General features: G+C 31.0%; 19 protein-coding genes, 1 other RNA gene and 1 pseudogene. 19 read left to right on the top strand and 2 right to left on the bottom strand.

The window, feature by feature from the left end:
• The 17 genes and pseudogenes from ACH2BV_RS00940 to ACH2BV_RS01020 all read left to right on the top strand — a co-directional run.
• A pseudogene (locus tag ACH2BV_RS00940) lies at positions 1 to 102 on the top strand (acyl-CoA thioesterase); the annotation flags it as partial.
• 25 nt (positions 103 to 127) lie between these two features.
• Positions 128 to 1,261, top strand: coding sequence for a beta-ketoacyl synthase N-terminal-like domain-containing protein (locus ACH2BV_RS00945; protein WP_395048606.1), 1,134 nt, complete (start codon positions 128 to 130; stop codon positions 1,259 to 1,261).
• Complete coding sequence (locus tag ACH2BV_RS00950) at positions 1,261 to 1,878, top strand: 3-oxoacyl-ACP synthase (protein ID WP_395048608.1); 618 nt, start codon at positions 1,261 to 1,263, stop codon at positions 1,876 to 1,878. The genes ACH2BV_RS00945 and ACH2BV_RS00950 overlap by 1 nt, the downstream gene beginning before the upstream one ends.
• A gap of 2 nt (positions 1,879 to 1,880) precedes the next feature.
• Positions 1,881 to 2,138 (top strand): phosphopantetheine-binding protein, encoded by a 258-nt coding sequence (locus ACH2BV_RS00955; RefSeq protein ID WP_395048610.1) that lies wholly within the window; start codon positions 1,881 to 1,883, stop codon positions 2,136 to 2,138.
• Positions 2,139 to 2,211: 73 nt separating this feature from the next.
• Complete coding sequence (locus ACH2BV_RS00960; protein ID WP_395048612.1) at positions 2,212 to 3,414, top strand: beta-ketoacyl-[acyl-carrier-protein] synthase family protein; 1,203 nt, start codon at positions 2,212 to 2,214, stop codon at positions 3,412 to 3,414.
• The gene (locus ACH2BV_RS00965) at positions 3,411 to 4,475 is read left to right on the top strand and encodes a beta-ketoacyl synthase N-terminal-like domain-containing protein (RefSeq protein WP_395048613.1); all 1,065 of its coding nucleotides are present in this window, start codon (positions 3,411 to 3,413) and stop codon (positions 4,473 to 4,475) included. The genes ACH2BV_RS00960 and ACH2BV_RS00965 overlap by 4 nt, the downstream gene beginning before the upstream one ends.
• A complete protein-coding gene (locus tag ACH2BV_RS00970) occupies positions 4,469 to 5,242 on the top strand; it encodes a polysaccharide deacetylase family protein (RefSeq protein WP_395048614.1) in 774 nt (257 codons plus the stop codon). The genes ACH2BV_RS00965 and ACH2BV_RS00970 overlap by 7 nt, the downstream gene beginning before the upstream one ends.
• The gene (locus ACH2BV_RS00975; RefSeq protein WP_395048616.1) at positions 5,232 to 5,867 is read left to right on the top strand and encodes an outer membrane lipoprotein carrier protein LolA; all 636 of its coding nucleotides are present in this window, start codon (positions 5,232 to 5,234) and stop codon (positions 5,865 to 5,867) included. Before ACH2BV_RS00970 ends, ACH2BV_RS00975 begins: the two co-directional genes overlap by 11 nt.
• Positions 5,833 to 6,480 carry a hypothetical protein gene (locus ACH2BV_RS00980; RefSeq protein WP_395048617.1) on the top strand — a complete coding sequence of 216 codons (648 nt, stop codon included), beginning with the start codon at positions 5,833 to 5,835 and terminating at the stop codon, positions 6,478 to 6,480. Before ACH2BV_RS00975 ends, ACH2BV_RS00980 begins: the two co-directional genes overlap by 35 nt.
• A gap of 5 nt (positions 6,481 to 6,485) precedes the next feature.
• On the top strand, positions 6,486 to 7,088 hold the full coding sequence (locus ACH2BV_RS00985; RefSeq protein WP_395048618.1) for an outer membrane beta-barrel protein: 603 nt from the start codon (positions 6,486 to 6,488) through the stop codon (positions 7,086 to 7,088).
• A 5-nt stretch (positions 7,089 to 7,093) separates the two neighbouring features.
• The gene (locus tag ACH2BV_RS00990; RefSeq protein ID WP_395048620.1) at positions 7,094 to 7,465 is read left to right on the top strand and encodes a 3-hydroxyacyl-ACP dehydratase; all 372 of its coding nucleotides are present in this window, start codon (positions 7,094 to 7,096) and stop codon (positions 7,463 to 7,465) included.
• Positions 7,466 to 7,503: 38 nt separating this feature from the next.
• Positions 7,504 to 7,989 (top strand): hypothetical protein, encoded by a 486-nt coding sequence (locus ACH2BV_RS00995; RefSeq protein ID WP_395048621.1) that lies wholly within the window; start codon positions 7,504 to 7,506, stop codon positions 7,987 to 7,989.
• The gene (locus ACH2BV_RS01000) at positions 7,989 to 9,191 is read left to right on the top strand and encodes a DUF2062 domain-containing protein (RefSeq protein ID WP_395048622.1); all 1,203 of its coding nucleotides are present in this window, start codon (positions 7,989 to 7,991) and stop codon (positions 9,189 to 9,191) included. Before ACH2BV_RS00995 ends, ACH2BV_RS01000 begins: the two co-directional genes overlap by 1 nt.
• Before the next feature lie 3 nt (positions 9,192 to 9,194).
• On the top strand, positions 9,195 to 12,866 hold the full coding sequence (locus tag ACH2BV_RS01005) for a 1-acyl-sn-glycerol-3-phosphate acyltransferase (RefSeq protein ID WP_395048623.1): 3,672 nt from the start codon (positions 9,195 to 9,197) through the stop codon (positions 12,864 to 12,866).
• A complete protein-coding gene (locus ACH2BV_RS01010; protein ID WP_395048625.1) occupies positions 12,863 to 14,386 on the top strand; it encodes a phytoene desaturase family protein in 1,524 nt (507 codons plus the stop codon). Before ACH2BV_RS01005 ends, ACH2BV_RS01010 begins: the two co-directional genes overlap by 4 nt.
• An 11-nt stretch (positions 14,387 to 14,397) precedes the next feature.
• A complete protein-coding gene (locus ACH2BV_RS01015) occupies positions 14,398 to 16,068 on the top strand; it encodes a C45 family autoproteolytic acyltransferase/hydolase (protein WP_395048627.1) in 1,671 nt (556 codons plus the stop codon).
• Positions 16,065 to 17,363 carry an AMP-binding protein gene (locus ACH2BV_RS01020; protein WP_395048628.1) on the top strand — a complete coding sequence of 433 codons (1,299 nt, stop codon included), beginning with the start codon at positions 16,065 to 16,067 and terminating at the stop codon, positions 17,361 to 17,363. Before ACH2BV_RS01015 ends, ACH2BV_RS01020 begins: the two co-directional genes overlap by 4 nt.
• 86 nt (positions 17,364 to 17,449) lie before the next feature.
• Here ACH2BV_RS01020 and ssrA read toward each other — a convergent pair.
• Positions 17,450 to 17,845, bottom strand: a transfer-messenger RNA (tmRNA) gene (gene ssrA / locus ACH2BV_RS01025).
• A 150-nt stretch (positions 17,846 to 17,995) separates the two neighbouring features.
• Positions 17,996 to 19,192 carry a serine hydrolase domain-containing protein gene (locus ACH2BV_RS01030; RefSeq protein ID WP_395048630.1) on the bottom strand — a complete coding sequence of 399 codons (1,197 nt, stop codon included), beginning with the start codon at positions 19,190 to 19,192 and terminating at the stop codon, positions 17,996 to 17,998.
• 236 nt (positions 19,193 to 19,428) lie between these two features.
• Here ACH2BV_RS01030 and ACH2BV_RS01035 point away from each other — a divergent pair, with 236 nt between their 5' ends.
• Positions 19,429 to 20,631 carry an NAD(P)-dependent oxidoreductase gene (locus ACH2BV_RS01035; protein WP_395048632.1) on the top strand — a complete coding sequence of 401 codons (1,203 nt, stop codon included), beginning with the start codon at positions 19,429 to 19,431 and terminating at the stop codon, positions 20,629 to 20,631.
• 107 nt (positions 20,632 to 20,738) lie between these two features.
• Entirely contained in the window at positions 20,739 to 23,483 is a 2,745-nt protein-coding gene (locus ACH2BV_RS01040; RefSeq protein ID WP_395048633.1) for a histidine kinase, read from the top strand.
• Positions 23,484 to 23,825 lie beyond the last annotated feature (342 nt).

A 23,825-nucleotide genomic window follows, 5' to 3' on the forward strand; every position in this document is an offset into this window, starting at 1 on the left:
GGTGAAACGGTTCAGGTTTTTTTGGATAAAAACGGAGAATTAATGCTGACAAATCCACCATTTTATGAAGAATGGAAGAAAAAAGTTGGTTTATTAAAATAATTGCGTGATTGCAAGAAATGTAAAAATGTTAAAAGAAGTTTTCATTATCGAAACCAATTGTATTACACCCATAGGGTTTGATGTAGTTACCAATATAAAAAATATTATTGACAGTGTTTCGGGTATTCAATTGCATCATAATTTGGAATTGATGAAAACGCCATTTTATGCATCTGTAATTAATGATGATGCAATAAATTCGGCTTTCGCCAAAATTGCTCCGGCAGAAAATTTCACCCGATTAGAAAAAATGATGATTTTGGCTTTGCAACCTATAATCGAAAAATCAAAATTGGACGAAAGAACAGGTTTTATTCTTTCTACGACCAAAGGAAATATTACTGCTTTAGTGAATCCATCGGCAGCCAATTTTAAAAAGGCACATTTGAGCCAATTGGCAAAAAATATTGCTGATTTTTTTGGATTTAAAACGGAACCGATTGTGATTTCCAATGCTTGTGTTTCAGGAATTCTTGCGATTTCGGTTGCTAAAAGATTAATTCAAAGCGAGATGTTCGATAATATATTTATTGTTGCTGGTGATGAAGTTTCTGAATTTGTTTTGTCAGGATTCAATTCCTTTCAAGCGATGAGCGACTTGCCTTGTAAACCGTATTCCAAAAACAGAAACGGAGTGAGTTTAGGAGAGGCAGCTGCAGCAGTTTTGGTTTCATCAAATAACAAAAACTCCAAAATAAAAATTATTGGAGACGGCTCCATCAACGATGCCAACCATATTTCCGGGCCATCAAGAACAGGTGAAGGTCTTTTTAGAAGTATCGAAAGCGCATTGGCGGAAGCCAAAATCAACGCCAATCAAATCGATTATATCTCGGCTCACGGAACTGCAACCTCCTTTAATGACGAAATGGAAGCTATTGCTTTCAATAGATTAGGCCTTGAAAATGTTCCCGTAAATAGTCTGAAAGGTTTTTACGGACATACTTTGGGAACTTCTGGATTACTGGAAACTGTTATTGGGATTCAATCTGTTTTAGAGAGTAAATTGTTTGTCACTTTGGGTTTTGATGAAATCGGACTAAGCCAATATATCAATATCATTGAAAAAAATGAGGATAAAGAAATTAATTATTTCCTAAAAACAGCTTCAGGTTTTGGAGGATGTAATACGGCGGTTTTATTCGAAAAAGTGAAATAATGTCAGAAAACAAAACCTACATACAATCCTTTTGCACGATTCAGAATAATGAAATTATTTTAGATGGCAAATCAATTTTCAAGTTGGAACCAACAAACTTTTCAGACTTTTCAAAGAAAGCATATCAGAATTATGAAATCAATTATGCCAAGTTTTTCAAAATGGATAACTTGAGTAAACTTACCTTTCTTGGAGCAGAATTACTTTTGAAAAATGAAATAAACAGTAGCGAAGAGAACAATATTGCCTTGGTTTTAGCCAACAATTCGTCAAGTTTGGATACGGATATGAAATACCAAAACTCGATTTCTGACGCAGAAAATTATTTTCCCAGTCCGGCAGTTTTTGTTTATACCTTGCCCAATATTTGTTTGGGAGAAATTAGTATCAGGCATCAATTGAAAAGCGAGAATTCTTTCTTTATATTTGATGTGTTCAATCCTGCTTTTATGATGAATTATGCCAGTGTACTTTTAGATTCAAATAAAGCAGATAAAGTGCTGTGTGGTTGGGTAGAATATTTCGATGAAGAATACAAAGCATTCCTCTATTTAGTGGGAAGAAAAGGAAGTTTTGAACATAAAATAAAAACAATATTAACAGAATATAACAAATAATTATGGAAGCACTAAAACAAGAGTTAAAAGAAAAAATAATAGATGTTTTAAATTTAGAAGATATTAAACTACAAGATATCAACGATAATGACCCTTTATTTGGTGATGGTATGGGTTTAGATTCAATTGATGCATTGGAACTTATAGTTATGCTAGATAAAGATTACGGAATCAAATTAGTGGATCCAAAAGAGGGAAAAACTATCTTTCAGTCTATTGAAACAATGGCTGCTTATATAAAAGAAAAAAGAACGAAATAATTTTAGATTTAGAGTAGTGATTTTATATAAAGAATTTTAAAATCACTAGTTAACATTCAAAATAAAAAAACTAATGAACCAAGGAGTTGCCATAACAGGAATGGGAATTATTTCGGCTATCGGGAATACGGTGGAGGAAAATTATGTTTCGTTAGTAAATAATAAAATGGGGATTACGACCATCGATAACATTTCGACGGTACATTCTGCTGAAATTAAAGTAGGTGAAATTAAAAAAACGAACCAACAATTAGTTGAGGAATTGAAACTTTCACTGGATAATAATTTTTCAAGAACTGCAATGTTAGGTGTAATTGCTGCCAAACAAGCAGTTCATAACGCTCAAATTTTTTCAATTAATGAATATAAAACGGGCTTGATTTCAGCAACAAGCGTTGGCGGAATGGATATGACGGAAACACATTATTACGACTATTTTGAAGATAAAAATCTTATAAAATATATCAGTTGTCACAATGGTGGAGATGTTGCCCATAAAATTGCCGATGAGTTGGGCTTAAAAGGTATGGTTACTACAATCAGCACTGCCTGTTCTTCTGCAGCTAATGCAATAATGCTTGGAGCAAGACTGATAAAATCAGGAAAATTAGACCGAGTTATTGTTGGCGGAAATGATGCTTTGGCAAAATTCACGATTAACGGTTTTAAGACTTTAATGATTTTATCCGATGGCTATAATAGCCCTTTTGATGATGACAGAAAAGGGTTGAATTTAGGAGAAGCCGCAGCTTATTTAGTTTTGGAATCCGATGAAATTGTAAAGAAAGAAAACAAAAAAGTTTTAGCTCGGATTTCTGGTTACGGAAATGCGAATGATGCTTTTCATCAAACTGCCTCTTCAGAAAATGGTGATGGTGCTTTTTTGGCAATGAAAAAAGCATTACAAGTGGCGAAATTAAAACCCGATCAAATAGATTACATTAATGTACACGGTACAGCAACTCCCAATAATGATTTGTCAGAAGGAAGAGCTATTGTGAGGATTTTTGGAGAAGAAAATGCGCCTGATTTTAGTTCTACAAAACCATTAACAGGTCATACTTTAGCTGCGGCAGCTGCGATTGAGGCTGTTTATAGTGTTTTGGCAATTCAAAACAATGTGGTTTTTCCAAACCTGAATTTTGAAACTCCAATGGAGGAATTTAATTTGATTCCGCAAACGACTTTAAAACATAAAAATATTGAACACGTATTGTCCAATTCTTTTGGATTTGGAGGAAATTGTTCGACCCTAATATTTTCTAAAAGCAAATGAGAAAGGCATATATTAACGGACTAGGTTGTATTTCGGCTCAGGAAACATTCGATACCCTTTTTTTAGAGAAAGCCGAAATCAATGAAAATGACACTGTTCTTATATTAAAACAACCAGTTTACAAAGATTTTATTTCGCCTGTTGCTATAAGAAGAATGGCAAAAGGTGTAAAAAACGGCATAGTGGCTTCGGCAATCGCAATGAAAGATGGAAATGTCTCGATCGTTGATGCTATTATTACCGGAACTGGAATGGGTTGTATAGAAGATTCAGAGAAATTTTTGAAAGCAATTATCGATAATAAAGAAGAATTTTTAACTCCAACTTCCTTTATTCAATCAACACACAATACGGTTGGTGCCCAAATTGCTTTGGGGTTGCAATGCAAAGGGTATAACTTAACCTATGTAAACGCTTCGGTTTCCTTTGAATCGGCGCTTTTAGATGCAAAAATGAAGATAGAGGAAGAGGAAGTCAATTCAATTTTAGTTGGTGGAATGGATGAAAATGCCGATTATACTTCTTCGCTTTTTAGATTAGCAGGATTTATAAAAAAAGAAAATGAAGCTCCATATAGAGTTTTAAACTCAACTACCAAAGGGGCAGTTTTTGGCGAAGGGGCTACTTTTTTTGTTTTGGAAAACGAAAAAAAAAGCACCACTTATGCCGAAGTATTAGATATTGAAATCCTAAATAAACTGGCTGTAAATGAAGTTGAAAAAAAATGCATTGCCTTTTTGGAAGCCAATGGTTTGCAAGTTTCAGATATAGATGCAATAATTTTAGGTTTTAATGGTGATGTGGAATTTGATGCTTATTATAAAATTCTTTCTGAAAACATTTTTGCCAAAACACCGCAAGTTTATTATAAACAGTTGTCGGGTGAATACAATACGGCATCAGCTTTTGGATTGTGGGTTGGAGCAAATATCATAAAAACACAAGAAATTCCAGAAATTATCAGCGTTAATAATTTGGAAAAATCAGACTATAAAACAATTCTTTTATACAATCAATACAAAGGAATTGACCATAGTTTTACTTTAATTTCAAAATGTTAAATTACCAAAAAATAAACATCATTTCTTTTGCCATTTTATCTTTCTTTTTGGCTTTAAGCTTTTTTGTACCCATAAATTGGTGGATTTTTTTAATAATTTTGGCAGTTCGATTTATGATTCTTTTTTTTGGTTCTTTTTTTATTTCTTTGAATTTTCACGTAAAAGCGTATTGTAATAATCCTTTGGAAAGGGATAATAAAATTGCACTAACTTTTGATGATGGTCCAAATGAAAATACTTTATCCATTATAAAGATATTAAATAAAATGGATGTCAAAGCGACTTTTTTTTGTATTGGAAAAAACATTGAAAAGCATCCTGAAATTATAAAACGAATTGTTGAAGAAGGACATATTGTTGGAAATCATTCCTTCAGTCATTCCAGGTTTTTTGATTTTTACAGAAAAAATCGTGTCATTGAAGAAATTAGGAAAACAGACTTATTAATTGAAAGTATTTCCGGAAAGAAAGTGCAACTTTTTCGACCGCCATATGGAGTTACAAATCCTTATATAAAGAGAGCTTTAGAAGTGACCAAACACAAAGTAATTGGTTGGAATATTCGCTCATTAGATGGAATCTTTAGAAACGAAAAATTTATCTTTGACCGAATTAAAAAACGAATTAGACCGGGTGGAATTATTCTTCTGCATGATACTTCACACACGATAAAAATTTTGGAACGGTTAATGCTACATTTGAAGAAAAATGAATATAAAGTTGTTTCAATTGAAGAACTTTTTAATATCAAAGCTTATGAAAATTAGATTTTATTGTGTTCTATTGATTTTGTGTGTTTGCCCTTTTATTTCTTTTGCTCAGGAACAAAAAATGTCTGAAAATGAAATCGTAATTTTCAAACAAAAAGTCAAGGAAGTATCAAAAAAAATCAAAACCTTAAGTACTGATTTTGTGCAATACAAACATTTGGATTTTTTGTCTAAAGACATAGAATCTTCTGGTAAAATGGTTTTTGTAGCACCAAGTTTGTTGCAATGGCAATATAAAAAGCCATATAATTATTCTATTATTTTCAAAAGCGGAAAAATACTGATTAATGATGAAGGTAAAAAAAGTGCTGTTGATGTTGGTAGCAGTAAAACATTTGGCAAAATCAATAAACTTATAGCCGGAAGTGTTAGCGGTGATATGTTTGATGACAAAGAATTTTCTATTTCCTATTTTAAAAACAAAACTAATACGATTACCAGATTTATTCCTAAAGATGCCAATTTAAAGAAATACATAAAACAAATCGAATTAACTTTTGATAAAGATGATGCTACTGTAATTCAGGTAAAACTTCTTGAATCATCCGAAGATTTTACCAGAATTGTATTGAAAAACAAAGTATTAAATGCGAAAATTGACGAGACAATATTTAATAATTAGTGTTTCTTTTTTATTTATTATATCTTCTTGCTCCACTTTAAATGTTGTAAAAGGATATAATCCGGTTGCTATAGAAACAACTGAATTTGAAGTTCCGTATTTTTCAAATCCTGAAATGGATTATGTTTATAAAGCTAATATTACGGTGTATGGAAATGAGTTGTCAGGAATTTTTATTGCAAAAAAAATAAACGACACCACACATCGCGTTGTTTTTACAACAGAATTTGGCAATAAGTTATTGGATTTTGAGATTTCTGAAACAGAATTTAAAATTAATTCTATAGTAGATGAATTAGATAAGAAAATACTGATTAACACTTTGAAAACCGATTTTAGATTGCTTTTAAGAAGTAATTATGTAGTTAAAAAACAATATGATAATAAAGAAAATAAAGTTTTTCTGACAGAGAATGGTAAAATAAATAATTATCTTTTCATTTCTAAATCAGATAACACATTAAGCAAAATAGTTTATACAACTAAAAGAAAAGAGAAAATAAACCTCTTTATTACTCCTGAAAACAATATTTTTGCTAATAAAATTATCATTCAACATCATAATATAAAATTAAGAATTGAATTAAATTATTTACAAACACAAATAAATTAACCATTATGAAATTAAATAATCAGATTGCAAAAGCATTAGTTGTTATCCTTTTTGCTTTTTTTGGAATACTGCAAACACAAGCTCAGGTAACTTTTAAGCCAGGGTTAAGAGGTGGAGCCAATTTTTCCCACTTTACAAAAGGGAATTATTATTATTATTCCAATAATACTCCCAATCCTGATGTAAGTTTTGACACACATACTGATTTCTATCTTGGCTTTTATGGTGCATTAAAACTATCAAAATATTACACTTTACAACCCGAAATTGATTATTCTGCACAAGGGTCAAATTATAATACTTTAAATAATGGATCTGCTAATTTTAAGGTTGATTATTTGTCATTAGAGGTTTTAAATAAATTTACATTTACAGATCAATTTAATATTCATTTTGGTCCAACACTTGATTTTGTTGTGAGTAAAAATTTCTACACTGAGGCTGATGTAGATATGGCTTTTGTTTTAGGTGCTGGATTTAATTTCACACCAAATTTTGGTATTGAAGCAAGAGTGAAAAAAGGAATAATTCCAGTGTATTACTCTGATGTTGAACATACAAATGTTGTATTCTCGCTAGGAGCAACTTATACTTTTGATGTAAAATAAAAAATATGCTGTTAAACAATTTTTATAAAGTTATTTCTATAGAAAACACAGCCGAAAACAACTATTTGGCTATGATTTTAATAAACGAAAAACATGAAGTTTTCAAAGGACATTTTCCTGACAATCCAATTATGCCAGGAGTTTGTATGATGCAAATTATCAAAGAACTTACGGAGCAAATCTCTGCAAGTTCTTTGTTTATGCAATCCTTGACCAATGTTAAGTTTATGGCATTAATCAATCCGTTTAACACACCAGAATTGCGATTAGAACTTGATATTTCTATGACTGAAAACGACTTGGTTAAAGTAAAAAATGTTACTTATTTTAATGATACAGTAGCTTTGAAACTAAGTAGTGTTTATAGGAAAGTTTAGGTATTTAGAAGGCTATCATCACAAACTAGTATCGAGATATGAAATTGTTTCTTTCCATTTTTCTTTTTTTAATTTTTTCCAATATTCCTGAAATTTCAGATATTCGAAAACTATATTCTTCTATGGTAATTTCTGAAAATAATGCCAAAGAATTTGCTTCAAAACTTGCCGATATTACAAAAGACAACAATAAAACCTTAGTGGCCTACAAAGGCGCATCGATAGTGATTTTGTCTAAATATAAAAAGGAAGTTTCCGATAAATCTAAAAACTTTAAAGAAGGAGCAAAGATGGTAGAATTTGCAGTTACAAGTGAACCTAATAACATCGAAATACATTTGATTAGATTGAGTATTCAGGAAAAATCACCTAAAATTTTGAAATATAATGGAAATATAAAGGAAGACAAAAAATTCTTGCTAGACCATTACGAAGAGCAATCAAGCACTTTAAAGACGTATATAAAAAACTTTATTCTGCAATCTAAAAGTTTCTCAACAGCCGAAAAGCAAAGGATTAACTAGTGCAAGAAAAACTATCAAACTTGGATTTATCTAAAAACAGGCATATTAACCTAAACCAATATAATATTTGTGTAATTATACCGACGTATAATAATCAAAAAACGCTGAAACGTGTTATAGACTCTGTTTTACTTTATATCACAAATATTATTGTTGTCAATGACGGTTCAACGGATGAAACTTCTGAAATTCTGGAAAATTATCCGCAATTAATTCAAATTAATTTTCCTAAAAATAAAGGAAAAGGAATGGCTTTGCGGAAAGGATTGGAAATGGCAATTCAATTAGGATATGAATTTGCCATAACAATTGATTCTGACGGACAACATTTTGCTTCTGATATTCCTTTATTTTTAATTGAAATTTCTAATGACGATCCATTTTTACTTATTGGAAGCCGAAATATGATGCAGGAAGCCGTTCCTAAAAAGAGCAGTTTTGGAAATAAATTTTCTAATTTTTGGTTTTGGTTTGAAACCGGAAATCGGTTGGAGGACACACAATCTGGTTTTAGATTGTATCCTTTGAAATACATTCCCAAAAATTATTTTACCACTAAATTTGAATTTGAAATCGAGGTTATCGTGCGTTCTGCTTGGAAAGGCATTCACGTTAAAAATATTCCAATCAAAGTTTTATATGATCCGGCGGAGCGAGTTTCTCATTTTAGACCATTCCGGGATTTTACTAGAATAAGTATTCTCAATACGGTGTTAGTGTTTGTCTCACTTTTTTACATTAAGCCAAGAGATTTTTTTGCTAAAATTCAAAAAAAAGGTATTAGAAAATTTTTCCTGGAAAACATTCTGGAAAGTAATGATTCTAATGCTAGAAAATCATTTTCAATTGCTTTAGGAGTCTTTATTGGAATCTCACCGTTTTGGGGACTTCAGAGTATTATTGTTTTGTTTTTGGCAGTGTTGTTCAATTTGAACAAAGCTATTTCATTTGCCTTTTCTAACGTCAGTTTTCCTCCATTTATTCCTTTTATTATTTATGGGTCATTAAAAATTGGAGGCTATTTCATTCAAAGTGCAAAGCCTTTAATTTTTGACAGTTCAATGACATTTTCAGATGTTCAGGTTAACATTACTCAATATCTTGTCGGAAGTTTTATTTTAGCCACAATAATGTCAATACTTTTTGGTCTTACAGGTTATATACTATTGACAATTTTTAGTACTTTTAGAAACAAAAAATAAAAAGTGCAGCAATTTTTCCTGACATTATATTCGTTTGCCAATAAAAATAAATTTCTTTCCATCGGGATTGCACTTGTCGTGCTTTTTGTGTTTGGTTTTTTTGCTCGCCAAATTTCTTTTCAGGAAAATATAAATCAATTAATTCCCTCAAACGAACAATCCAGTATTACTTCAAAAGTATTGGATCAAGTCAATTTTGCAGATAAAATAACCATTATCATCTCCAGTAATTACAAGGGTTCTTCTGAAGATTTAACTCAATATGCTAGTCAGTTTTTAGATAGCATTGATGCCAATTGCAAACATTACATTAGTAAAGTTCAGGGAAAAATTGACGAAGAAAATATAAAAGAAACATTCGATTTTGTATATGCTAATCTGCCTCTTTTCTTAGATAATAATGATTATGTAATTATTCAGAATAAGTTGCAAAACGATAGTATAGCAACTATTGTAGAAGCTGATTACAAATCATTGATTTCACCAACCGGAATAGTCTCTAAAGATTTTATCCTTCAAGATCCATTAGGAATTTCATTTATAGCACTAAAGAAACTGCAACAATTGAGTGTTGGAGATGATTTTGAATTAGAAAATGGTTTTGTGTTAACCAAAGACAAGAAGAATCTACTGCTTTTTATAACACCCAAACTTCCTACCAATGAAACGGATAAAAACACTGTTTTCATTGAAAAGTTGAACGAAATCAAAAACAATTTGAATTCAAAATTCAGCAATAAAGTGACGATGACTTATTTTGGATCAACACCTGTTGCCGTTGCTAATGCCACACAAATCAAAGCTGATGTTAGAAACACTTCCATTTTTGCAGGGGTTTGTTTGATATTAATTCTCGCTTTTTTCTATAGAAATATATCAACACCAATTCTTATTTTTATTCCGTCCATTTTTGGTGCTTTATTTGCGTTAGCCGTTTTATATTTCGTAAAAGGAAGTATTTCAGCTATTTCACTCGGAATCAGCTCAATTTTATTGGGCGAAACTACAGATTATTCCATTTATGTTTTGACACATTTACGAAATAAAAAGGATGTAAAACTGCTCTATAAAGACATTTCAAAACCGCTATTGCTTTGCGGAACCACTACAGCAATTTCTTTTTTATGTTTGTTTTTCGTTAAATCCGAAGCCCTAAAAGATCTAGGAATTTTTGCAGCGTTGAGCGTTATTGCTACTTCTTTTTTCTCATTAGTGTTAATTCCGCTTTTGTATAAATCTAAGAATGAAGTTTTAATTCCAAATTCAAATATTGTTGACAAACTGGGTTCTTATTCCTATCAGAAAAACATATTCCTGGTTGTTTCTATAGGTATTATGATGATTGTTTCGTTTTTTACTTATTCAAAGGTAACTTTCAATAATGATCTTTCGAGTTTGAATTTTATGAGCCCAGACTTGAAAATGGCAGAGAAAAAACTGGAAAACATTGCCAACATTTCTTCAAAATCCATTTATTTGGTTACTTATGGCAAAAGTTACGAAGAAGTTATAGCTAACAATAATTTGCTTTTTACTACTTTGGAAAGTGATAAAAAAAGAAATCAAATTCTCAATTTTAGTTCTATTGGTGGAATTGTATTTTCGGAAGCTTTGCAACAACAAAAAATCCAAGAATGGAATGCTTTTTGGGATGCTGCAAAAAAGAATAATCTTAAAAGAGCATTGACTTTAAATGGCAATAAGTTTGGTTTCAAATCTAATTCATTCTCCCTTTTTTATGAGACTTTGGATAAAAAATTCACTCTGGTTTCTATTGCAGAATATAGGAGGATCAAATCATTTTTCCTTGATGAATTTCTTGCTAACAAAAATGGATTTCACTCAATTTCTACCCTAGTAAAAGTGGCAAATGACAAAAGAGATTCGTTTGTAAATGAAATAAAAAAGCAGCCTAATATAGTTGTAATTGATAGACAACAAACGAATGAAACTTTTCTTGGAACGCTTAAAACCAATTTTGAAGATCTCGTAAATTATTCTTTTATTGCTATATTTTTAATCCTTCTTTTGGTTTTTAGAAGAATAGAATTGGTAATCGTCAGCATTATTCCAATACTGATTAGTTGGCTTTTCACAACTGGAATTATGGGGATTTTTGGCCTGCAGTTTAATGTCATCAATATCATTGTTTGCACCTTAATTTTCGGAATAGGGGTTGATTACAGTATTTTTATGACAATGGCTCTACAAAAGGAACACACTTTTGGAAAAGTAGAATTACCCACATACAGGACCTCTATTTTGCTATCTGTGGCGACCACGATTTTGGGTATTGGAGTGCTTATTTTTGCTGGACATCCTGCTTTAAAATCCATTGCTACCATTTCCATCATTGGTATATTTTCAGCTTTACTGATAACATTTATTTTGCAACCCTTGGTTTTTGATTTTTTTGTAACCAATAGAGTAAAAAAAGGTTTACCACCATTCGGAATTAAGAGATTATTGCATTCTGTTTTGTCTTTCACTTATTTTGGATTAGGCGGATTCTTATTGTCTATTTTGGGCTCTTTTTTAGTGAAATTTTTTCCAATAGCAAAAGATAAAAAAGTGCAACTATTTCATTATTTAATGTCAAATTTTATGCATTCAGTATTTTTGACCTATCCTTCTATCAAAAGAAAAATTATCAATACTTCTAATGAAAATTTCGATAAACCTGCGGTTATTATTGCTAATCACACTTCGTTTTTAGACATATTAGCTGTTGGTATGTTGAGCCCAAAAATAATTTTTCTAGTTAGTGATTGGGTATATAATTCGCCAATTTTTGGTCGTGGGGTCAGATTGGCAGGCTTTTATCCAGTTTCAAATGGAATAGGTAATGGAGTGGAACATTTGAGAGAAAAAGTCAATCAAGGGTTTTCGTTAATGGTTTTTCCAGAAGGGACTCGCTCGGTAGATAATTCTGTAAAACGATTTCACAAAGGGGCTTTTTATTTGGCTGAGGAATTTAAATTAGATATAGTGCCTGTTTTGATTCACGGTTATTCTGAAGGTTCGCCCAAAGGAGATTTTATGTTGTACAAAGCTTCGACTACGGTAGAAATTTTAGAAAGAATTTCTCCTACTGATCTTGATTTTGGTCAAAATTACACTGAACGAGCAAAAAAAATAAATAACTTTTTTAGAATGCATATTGCAAAAATGCGGTTGCAATATGAAGATGCAGATTACTTTAAATCAACACTTTTTAATAGTTTTGATTATAAAGAAACCGATATAATACAATCAGTAAAAGATGATTTCAAAGTAAATAGCCAAGCCTACTATGAACTCAATGCATTTCTTGGAAGTAAATCTAAAATTTTCCATTTTTCGGATGATTATGGACAGCTGGATGTGATTTTGGCATTGCAGCAATCACAAAGAAAAATTGATTGTTTTATTGAAAATGAAAGCAAAAGAAGTTGTGCGAAAACCAATCATTTTCTTAAAAAAAGAGCCATTCATTATTTTGATACTGTTAATGAAATAGACATTAAAAAATATGAATCAATAGTGATTACAAGTTCATCTTTTAATTGTGAAATTGATTCATTTACAGGAACTGTAATTTTGTTTAATGAAATAGTAATTCAACAAAATTTAATAAATTCTGGTTTTAAAATTATGAATGAGAATAGTAAATTTATCATCCTAAAAAAGCAATGAAAAAGCAGTATGACCTTGTCATTATAGGAAGTGGTTTAGGCGGACTTGCTTCAGCTATTATTTTAGCCAAAGAAGGCTACAGCGTTTGTGTGCTTGAAAAGAATGGTCAATTTGGTGGAAATCTGCAAACTTTTGTGCGTGATAAAACAATTTTCGATACTGGAATTCATTATATAGGAGGTTTAAATGAAGGTCAAAATTTGTATAAATATTTTAAATATTTAGGCATAATGGATGATTTGAAACTCAAAAAAATGGACGAAAATGGTTTCGATATAATTTCTTTTGAAAACGAATCCCAAGAATATCCACATGCTCAAGGTTATGACAATTTTGTAAATCAACTATCAAAATTTTTTCCAGAAGAAAGAGAAACAATTCGAAAATATTGCGAAGAAATCACTAAAACCTGCAGTTCTTTCCCCTTGTACAATTTAGAATGGGAAGGGAAATACGACAGTGAACAATTGTCTATAAATGCAAAACAATATATTGATGACCTAACCGAAAACACTAAATTAAGAGCTGTTTTGGCTGGCACTAATTTTCTATATGCCGGAATTGCCGATAAATCTCCTTTTTATGTTCACGCATTATCTGTGAATTCCTACATTCAGAGTGCCTGGCGTTGTATAAATGGAGGGAGTCAAATTACCAAACAGTTGATTAAACAACTCAAATTACATGGTGGTGAAATCTATAAATACAAGGAAGTTGTTCAATTTCAAGTAGAAGATAATACTGTTTCTTCTGTCAAAATGAAAGATGGAACCGAAGTTTCGGCTACTATTTTTATTTCTAATGTTGACCCTAAAGCCACATTGAAAATGGCAGGAGTAGACAATTTCAGAAAATCATTTTACAATCGAATCAAGAGTTTAGAAGGCGTTATTTCTGCTTTTAGTTTGTATTTGGTTTTCAAACCTAAAACATTCAAATACCTTAATCATAATTACTATCATTTTAAAAACAGTAATGAAGTATGGACTACTCACGAATATGACGAGGAAACTTGGCCAAAAGCATTTATGGCTTCTATGAATGCTTCAAAAAATGCTGAAATATGGGCAGATGGAATGACGTTTATAACCTATATGAAATATGAGGATTTAAAAGTATGGGAACAAACCTTCAATACCACCGCCGAAGAATCTGATAGAGGAGAAAGTTACGAAGCATTTAAATCTCATAAAACTGAAAAATTTCTTAAAGAAATTGAACTCAAATTTCCGAGAATTAGAGATTGTATTCAATCAGTGCATAGTTCTACGCCGCTTTCCTATAGGGATTATATTGGCGGTTACAATGGCAATATGTATGGATATGTTAAAGATTCTAACAATCCAATGAAAACATTTATTGCTTCAAAAACCAAACTGAATAATTTATATCTAACAGGTCAAAGCATCAATATGCACGGCGTTTTGGGTGTGACTATCGGTGCTGTGGTTACTTGTTCGGAAATTATTGGAAAAGAATATTTGGTCAATAAAATTAATCAATTTATAGAAAAACAATAAAATATTTGAAGATGAAAACACTTTTTCAATTCCTATTTTTATTTGCTTTTCTTTCGACAATTATTTCTTGTGGTACTTCAAAATCAATGCACAATCAACCTCAATTAGAAGGTTATAATAACACAATTCCTATTGTGAATAAACAATCAAAAACTGTTTTTTCAACTGGGAATAATTATTTTTTAAAAAATAAACAAAATCTTTGGGAACTATATGTCGAAGGCGATCCGCTAGAAAGAGGCTTGGCTACAGGTAGTTTAACCGATTCATTATTAAAGAAACAACAAAAAATATTTTTTAATAGAATATATGAGATGTTACCTTCAAAATTTAAGCAAAAATCACTTCGAACCTTTCTAAAATGGTACGGCCGGAAACTGTATCTCAACATTCCTGAAGAATATAAGACAGAAATCTATGGAATTTCGAAGTACACTTCCCACGATTATGATAACATTGCACCTCGTTATTTACGCAGTTTGTATCTGAATGCAGCTCACGATATTGGTCACGCTTTACAAGATTTAGCATTGGTTGGTTGTTCTTCTTTTGCCGCTTGGGGCGATAAATCTGAAGACGGTAACTTAATTTTAGGACGGAATTTTGATTTTTATGCAGGAGATGATTTTGCCAAAGATAAAATAGTTGCTTTTATCCATCCAAAAGAAGGTCATTCTTTTATGATGGTGACTTGGGGAGGAATGATTGGGGCAGTTTCCGGAATGAATATGGAAGGTTTGACGGTTACCATTAATGCTGCAAAATCCAAAATCCCACTAGTGGCAAAAACCCCAATTTCAATTCTGACCAGAGAAATTTTGCAATATGCATCAACACTTGACGAAGCAATTGCTATTGCCAAAAAACGAAAAGTTTTTGTCTCAGAGTCAATAATGGTGGGCAGTGCCAATGATGGAAAAGCAATTATAATCGAAGTTACTCCAGATAATTTTGGAGTTTATGAAGTGCCAAACAGCAACCAATTGATTTGTTCCAATCATTTTCAAAGTATAGAATTAAAAAATGGCAAAAGCAATCTGTTTCAAATTGAAAATAGTCACTCAAAATATCGTTTTGATAAAATGACTCAGTTATTCGATGAAAATCCAAAAGTTAATCCTCAAATAGCAGCGAATATTCTTCGCAATAAAGAAGGTTTGAATAATTTGCCTTTGGGTTATGGTAACGAAAAAGCCCTAAATCAGTTGATTGCTCATCACGGAATTATTTTTAAACCCAAAGATCGTTTGGTTTGGGTTTCTTCAACTCCATATCAATTGGGCGAATTTGTATGTTATGATTTGAATAAAATTTTCGTAAATAGGAATCCTAACGATTCTATTGTTTCAATGCAAAACGAAAAATTAAACATTCCTAAAGACGCTTTTTTGGAAACGACCGAATATGCTAATTATGAAAAATTTAGAGTTGAAGATCGAAAGATGGATACTTTTTTAGAAAATAAAAAGGATTTACCACTCCATTTTGCTAAATATTATCAATCTTTGAATCCGGATTATTGGTGTGTTTATTATAAAATTGGATTGTATTTCTATCAAAAAAAAATATATCAATTGGCTCAAGAGCAATTTGAAAAAGCTTTGACTAAAGAAATTACAACAATTCCGGAAAAAGAAGAAATACAAAAGTATTTAAAGAAAATTAAAAGAAAATTACTATGATTCCTGCAATAGAAAAAGCTGCTGCAACTGAAATTAAGGATTTACAAGAGCAAAAACTTTTGGAAGTTTTAACTTATGTCAATCAAAATTCCCCCTTTTATAAAAGGCTTTTTTTCAAAGAAAAAATTGATGTCAGCACTATAAAAACAATAGAAGATTTACAACTTTTGCCTGTTACAACTAAGGAAGATTTGCAAAAATACAATGATGATTTCCTGTGTGTTTCGGCAAATAAAATTATTGATTATGCTACCACATCAGGAACATTGGGCGAACCAGTAACTTTTTGGTTATCAGATAAAGACTTAGATCGTCTGGCATATAATGAAGCTATTTCGTTTGATTGTGCCGGAATTAAAGAAGGCGATATTGTGCAGTTGATGACTACAATCGACAGAAGATTTATGGCTGGTTTAGCCTATTTTTTAGGATTACGAAAAATGAATGTTGGTGTAATTCGTGTTGGAGCAGGAATTCCGGAACTTCAATGGGATTCTATTTTGAAATACAGACCCACTTATTTAATTACTGTACCATCTTTTTTACTGAAATTAATTGAATATGCTGAAATAAATAAAATTGATTATAACAATTGTGGTTTAAAAGGAGCTATTTGCATAGGCGAATCTCTTCGGAATCAAGATTTTTCGATGACTATTTTATCCAAGAAAATCACGGATAAATGGAATATCAAGCTGTTTTCCACTTATGCTTCTACCGAAATGAGCACTGCTTTTACTGAATGTGAGTATTCAATAGGAGGTCATCTTCATCCTGAATTAATTATTGTTGAAGTTTTAGATGAAAATAACAAACCGGTTAAAAATGGCGAATCTGGTGAATTGACTTTTACCACTTTAGGAATTGAAGCGATGCCTTTGGTTCGTTTTAAAACAGGCGATATTGTGCAATTGCATACCAATCCTTGTTCTTGTGGCCGAAATACTTTGCGCGTTGGTCCTGTTATTGGAAGAAAACAGCAAATGATAAAATATAAGGGAACAACCTTGTATCCACCTGCAATGATTGATATTTTGAATAATTTTGACAAAATTAAAAATTACATTATTATAATTTCTACAAATGATTTAGGAACAGATGAAATTTTAATCAGGATTGCCGTAAAAGATGAATCGGAAGCTCTTTTGCATAAAATAAAAGATCATTTCAGAGCTAAATTACGAGTGACTCCAAAGATTGAATTTTCCAGTAAACAAGAGTTACATTCATTGATTAACAATCCAATGAGTAGAAAGCCAATTCATTTTTTTGACAATAGAAAGAATGCGGTTTAAGAGAGCTGATTTTTTGAAAGTTTTGAAAATAAAAATGCCTGTAAATCTTAAAATTTACAGGCATTTAGTTCTATTTGATAATAGATTTGTGGAGTCGGGGAGAGTCGAACTCCCGTCCAAACAAGCAACTAAAAAACTTTCTACACGCTTATTTCCTGATTAGGTTTTCGACTTTGTGCTCGACCAGAAACAGCCACACATTGCTTATCTTCTTAATTTCGAAATCCACCCGAAGCTTGTGAAAATCTAGGTTTAAATTTACGATTCACCTTTATCGACCGCTATAAACCAGAGCTTTCGAGGTGAATCCTGCTTTCCTACCTGGTAGGACGAGGCTAATCTTACTTTAATTCAGATTATGCAGCAAGAGCGTAGTTTCCTTCGCCGTGTATGTGTTTTGAAACCTTTTATTTACGAGAATTGTCCCAGTTCTCGACGTGCTTACTTTTCAATTCGACTTGCTGTCAAAACCAGTCGACCCCATTTTTTATTTCAGATTTCAGTTCCGATAGCTCTCAGAATCAGATTTCTTAATAAGATTTTGCAAAATTACAATAATTTTGATAGATTTGCAATAGCAATATCGATACCAATTTCAATTCTCTATGATATAATATTCCTAACTTCTCAAACTATTCATCTTCCACTTTAAAAGGATAGTCGCCAAATAAAGGTGCTAATTTGCGAACAGCATACGTGGTTTTTGTAAATTTGTTAGATAGTGCAATTATAGTAACATTTTCATCTTTTAGGGTAATGTAAGATGAGGTGAAACCATGCCACCATCCATTGTGAAAATAGAAACTTTTACCAATTTCCCAATTGATCATTCGGATTCCTAAACCGTAATTTTTCCGACCAGGATGTTCGTTGCTATAACCCATATATACTTGTTTCAAAAGGGAAGGCTCTAAAAAAGTAGGCGAATAACGAGCACGGTCAAATTTTAATAAATCTCTTGGTGTTGAGTAAATATTTTTATCGCCAAATACTTTATCGAGATAATCTATTCCAATTTCTACTCTATTGCCTTTATACGACGGAGCTACTTTCTTTTTGTCTTTGTCAAAATCCAAAACAAAAGTGTTGGTCATTCCAAGTGGTTTGAAAATCATTTGGCTCATAGCTTCTCTATAAGAAAGTTTGGTGACCTTTTCAATTATCAAAGCCAACATTGCATAATTGGTATTGCAATACGCAAAACGAGTACCTGTTTTTTGCTCTAACCCAATATTTTTTGTTCCCATTATGGTTAATATATCCTGATTGGTCAGTGTATTATGTCTGTCCCAAACGTTTTTGTCTCGATCCGTAAAATAGGCATAACTGCGCATCCCACTTCGGTGACTTAATAGCATTCTTACAGTTACATCTGGATACGGAAACGCTGCTAAATAGACTGTAACTTTATCGTCTAATCCAATTCTTTTAGCATTGACCAATTTTAAAATTGCTGTAGCGGTAAGAACCTTACTCACCGATGCAATATGGATTGGAGTATTACTTGTTATTAGTGTTTTGTCTCTAATGTTGGCAAAACCTTCATACTTTTCATATATAATCTGACCGTTTTTAGCCACAAGAAATCCACCATTCATGCTGTTGTTAGGCCAATTTTTTCTGTAAAATGCATCTATTAAATTTTTGGTTGAATTGATGTATTCTGCTGTAAGTTTTGGAGTTTCATTGATTAAAGGCTTCATTTTTGGCAATGCATCTTTTGGTAGTTGAGCATCGGTAATCTCTTTTTTTTTCTCTTTCACACAAGAACTAAAAACCAAAAGTAAGAGAAGTAATTGTAGTATATTTGAGCGTTTGATAAAATTCATAGATATTTTGCTAGAAAGACAAATATATAGAATCAATCCCTTTTGATTTATAAATTTTTCGAAAACCTTAACATTTTTTTTAATTTAAAAAATGTGTTTTGTGTCATTTTCTTATTTATCAGCTTTTAATGATTTATATTCCAAAATAATTTTTCGAAAATGAATGTGAATTAATTAATAATGTTATATTTGTAACAAAAAGACGCAATAAAGTTAAAATATAAAAAAAGCAAAAAATGAAGTTCGGAATTATTAAAGAAAGAAAAAACCCGCCTGACAGAAGAGTTGTGTTTTCTCCTGACGAATTAGCAAGATTAAAACAACTTCATCAAGGTGTTTCTGTAAAAGTTGAAAGTTCCGATATTAGGATTTTTACCGATGAACAGTTTAAGAATATGGGAATAGAAGTTACCAGTGACATCAGTGATTGTGATGTGTTCTTTGGAGTAAAAGAAGTTCCTGTAGAAAACCTAATTCCTAATAAATCCTATTTCTTTTTTTCGCATACTATAAAAAAACAGCCACATAACAGAAAACTTTTGCAAGCTTTATTGGAAAAAAACATTGATTTTTATGATCACGAAACCATCGTTGATGCTCATAATCGCAGGTTAATCGGTTTTGGAAAATATGCTGGAATTGTTGGCGCATACAATAGTATTCGCGCTTTTGGAATAAAATTCGAATTGTTCAAACTTCCAAAAGCCGAAACGCTTTCCGGGAAAGAGGATATAATTGCACATTTAAAACGATTGGTTTTGCCACCTTTGAAATTTGTAGTTACCGGAACAGGAAAAGTAGGTAATGGTGTCAAAGAAGTTCTCGATGCCATTAAAATTAAGGAAATTTCGGTAGAAAATTTTTTAACAAAAACGTATACTCAACCTGTTTATACTCAGATTGATGTATTGGATTATAATGTTCGAAAAGACAGAATAGTTTTAGACTTCAATGATTTTTTTCATAATCCTCAGGATTATGTTTCAAATTTTGAACGATTTACAAAAGTTTCAGATATATACATTACTGCACATTTTCAAGCTAATGAAGCGCCAAATATCCTTACTCGTGAAATGCTTAACTCTAAAGATTGTAAAATAAAAGTAGTTGCGGATATATCTTGTGATGCCAATGGATCAATAGCTTGCACACTCCGATCAGCAACCATTGCAGATCCTTTGTATGGTTATTTACCTAGTGAAAATATAGAAGTAGATATTTTTCATCCTGCAGCGATTGTGGTAATGGCGGTTGATAATTTACCTTGTGAATTGCCAAAAGATGCCAGCGAAGGTTTTGGTGAAATGTTTATGGAATACGTGATTCCTGCATTTTTCAATGGAGATAAAGACGGGATTTTAGAACGGGCAAAAATGACCGAAAAAGGTAAACTCACACCAAGATTTAGCTATCTGCAAGATTATGTAGATGGTAAATAATTAGGATATTACAATTCAATTTAAATCTAAAGCTTCTCAATTGGGGAGCTTTTTTTTATGTTTTTATTGGAAAAATGTGTTTATATTTGAAAATAAATCCTCCAATTTTGAAAACAGTCTTAATAAAGTTACTTTTTTTCGGCTTGATATCGTTTCAACTTTACCCTCAAGAGTTGCTGCCTTTTGTTGAAAATTATAATAAATCAAACTATCAGGGAGACAATCAGATTTGGAATGTTGACCAAGGGAACGATAGGGCAATGTATTTTGCCAATAATCATTATTTATTGCGTTATGATGGCGTAAAATGGGAGAAATATACTCTGCCCAATAAAACCATAATACGGTCTATACTAGTAGATGGCGAAAAAATTTATTCAGGTTCTTATAAAGAATTTGGTTATTGGATTCGTAATGGTGGAAAAATGATTTATGTTTCCATTTCTAAAGGTAAGAAAGTTTTTGAGGATAGCGAGAATGAAGAAATTTGGAAAATTTTTAAGTTCAACAACAAAATTTACTTTCAATCCTTCAACGAAATTTTTCTTTATGACGGCAAGATAATTAAGAAAACTAAATTTCCATTCCTTATTTCATATTGCTTTAAAATTGAAGATCAACTTTTGATTGCCTCAGTAGATAGAGGTGTTTACAAGATTTATAATTCAAAAATTTCAAAAGTAAAAGGTTGGGAAATTCTGGAAAACAATGTCATTCACGCTATTGAAAAACATAATAATAAAACTTACATATTTACTAAAAAAAACGGCGTTTTTGTTGACGAAAATGGAGTTTTGAGTTCTTGGAAAAGTCCGTTAAACGAAACCTTGAAAACGGTTATTGTAAACGCTGCCAAGTTTATAAAAAACAATAAATTGATTATTGGCACGGCAAGTAAAGGACTTTACGTCTTTAATTTAAACGACAGTTCCTATATCAATATCAACCGAAATAATGTGTTGATGAATAATTCTATTTTGAGTATTGGTCAGGACAAAGAAAATAATTTATGGCTGGGTTTAGATAATGGAATTGCTCATATTGAGGTTAATTCACCCATTTCAATTTTTTATGATAATTCCGGTACTTTAGGTTCAGTATATTCAGTTGCAACTACAGATAAAGGTTTTTTGATAGCCTCGAATCACGGTATTTTTAAGTATGAAGATAATCATTTTTCTTTGGCTCCAATGACACAAGGTCAAGCATGGAATATTAGCAAAATAAACAATAAATATCTAATAGGTCATAACGAAGGGACGTTTATTTATGAAAACGGTTTATTTTCTAAATTGAATTCTATAAGTGGTGGTTGGAATTTGACTAAGAGCAACATAAATAATTCTTATTTGCAAGCATCTTACAGTGGTGTTTGGATATATAAAAACACTAATGATTTGTTTCAAAGAACTATAATTAACGGGCTTTTAAAACCTATAAAATATGTAGCGCAAAATAGAAAAAATGAGATATGGGCAGCTGATAATTACAGAGGTTTGTATCGGATTTTGTATAATGATGCTTATGAAACCATTAAGGTTGAAAATGTAGCACAAAAGAGTAAAATTGCCGATGATTTTGGCGTAAAAATATTTGAATTTCGAAACGAAATCCTTTTTTTGATACATAATTCCTGGTACACTTATAATTCAATCACCAATCAATTGATAGAAAATGATTTATTCAACTCTAATTTTAAAAATATTTCTGATATTGTAGTTATTGATGATAACAACTTTGTTGTACTTCAAGAAGGACTTTTATATCATATTTATGCTAATGAAAATAAGTTTGTTTGGAATAGTATTCAGGAAAAATATTATAGAGGAAAAATAATAAATGATAATATTAAAATTTTCAAAAGCAATAATAATTATCTATTAAACCTTGATGATGGATTTATTTCCCTTCAATTAAAAGAAGAGATTAATCATATTCCAAATTTAAAGATAGAAGCTTATATTAATGGAGATTTGATAAAAAACAAATCAAAAATAAAGTATAATTCGGAACTTAAAATTGGGGTTATATCTGGAATTTATGGCAATACAAAACCAAGTTTATTTTATAAAATTAATGAGTCTAATGGTTTTATATCAATAAAAGATGGTGAAATTGTATTAAATAATTTAAATAGTGGTTCGCATAATATTGTTGTTTATTATTTTGATGGCATACAATATAACGAAGTTTCCAACTTTAATTTTATCGTTGCTAAACCTTGGTATTTTTCATTTTGGATGATAGTTTTATATATAGCTGTTTTAGGAACAATATTATATCTGTATTATAGATGGAATAAAATGCGGTACGTCCAAAAATTAGAATTGCAAGAAGAAGAATTGAAGCACCAAAAGAAAATCCTGGAGATGAGTTTAAAAGTTGAAAATGAATTAAATCTACAAGAATATGAAAAGCATATTCTGGAGTTAAAATTGCAAACTAAATCGTCCGAAGTTACTGGTAAGTCACTTTCAATTGCAAAACAAAGCGAAATGATAGAAAGTATTCAGGGAATTTTAAATACTGAAGTGGATTTCAATAAACTTAAAAGTGAAATTAAAAAAGTTATAAAATCAAATGCAATCAACAAACACGAATGGCAGACTTTTGAATCAAACCTTAATCAAATACATGACCAATTTATTATCAACCTCACTAAAAAATATCCAAATCTTACTTCAAAGGATATCAAGCTATGTGTCTATTTAAAAATGAACCTTTCTTCAAAAGAAATTGCCCCGATGATGAATATTACTTTCCGTGGTGTTGAGCTGCAACGCTATAGGTTAAGGAAGAAATTGAACCTTATTCAGGATGAAAACCTTTCCAAATTTTTATTATCTATATAAAAAAGTCATATTTTTTATACATATTTTACTTTTTTAATTATTTTTTTGTATTTTTATACTACATCATTATTACATCAAATTATTCATTGAATTCTATTATTATCGCTATCTACTGCTTGTAAATATTGATTTTGTAATATGGTTTAACAAATTGATGTAGTTGTGTAGTAACTCTATATAGCTTACTATAACGTTGTAATTATCTAATTTGGCTCTACTAACTTTTACAAATCATTAATTTATGAGAAATTTTATTTTTATTTTTTTAGCACTCATTCTGCTTCCAGGGTATATGTCTGGTCAAGTAATTAAAGGGAAAGTGTCAGATAAAAATGGTGTTGG

This window comes from Flavobacterium sp., from assembly GCF_043780635.1.
Lineage (GTDB): Bacteria > Bacteroidota > Bacteroidia > Flavobacteriales > Flavobacteriaceae > Flavobacterium.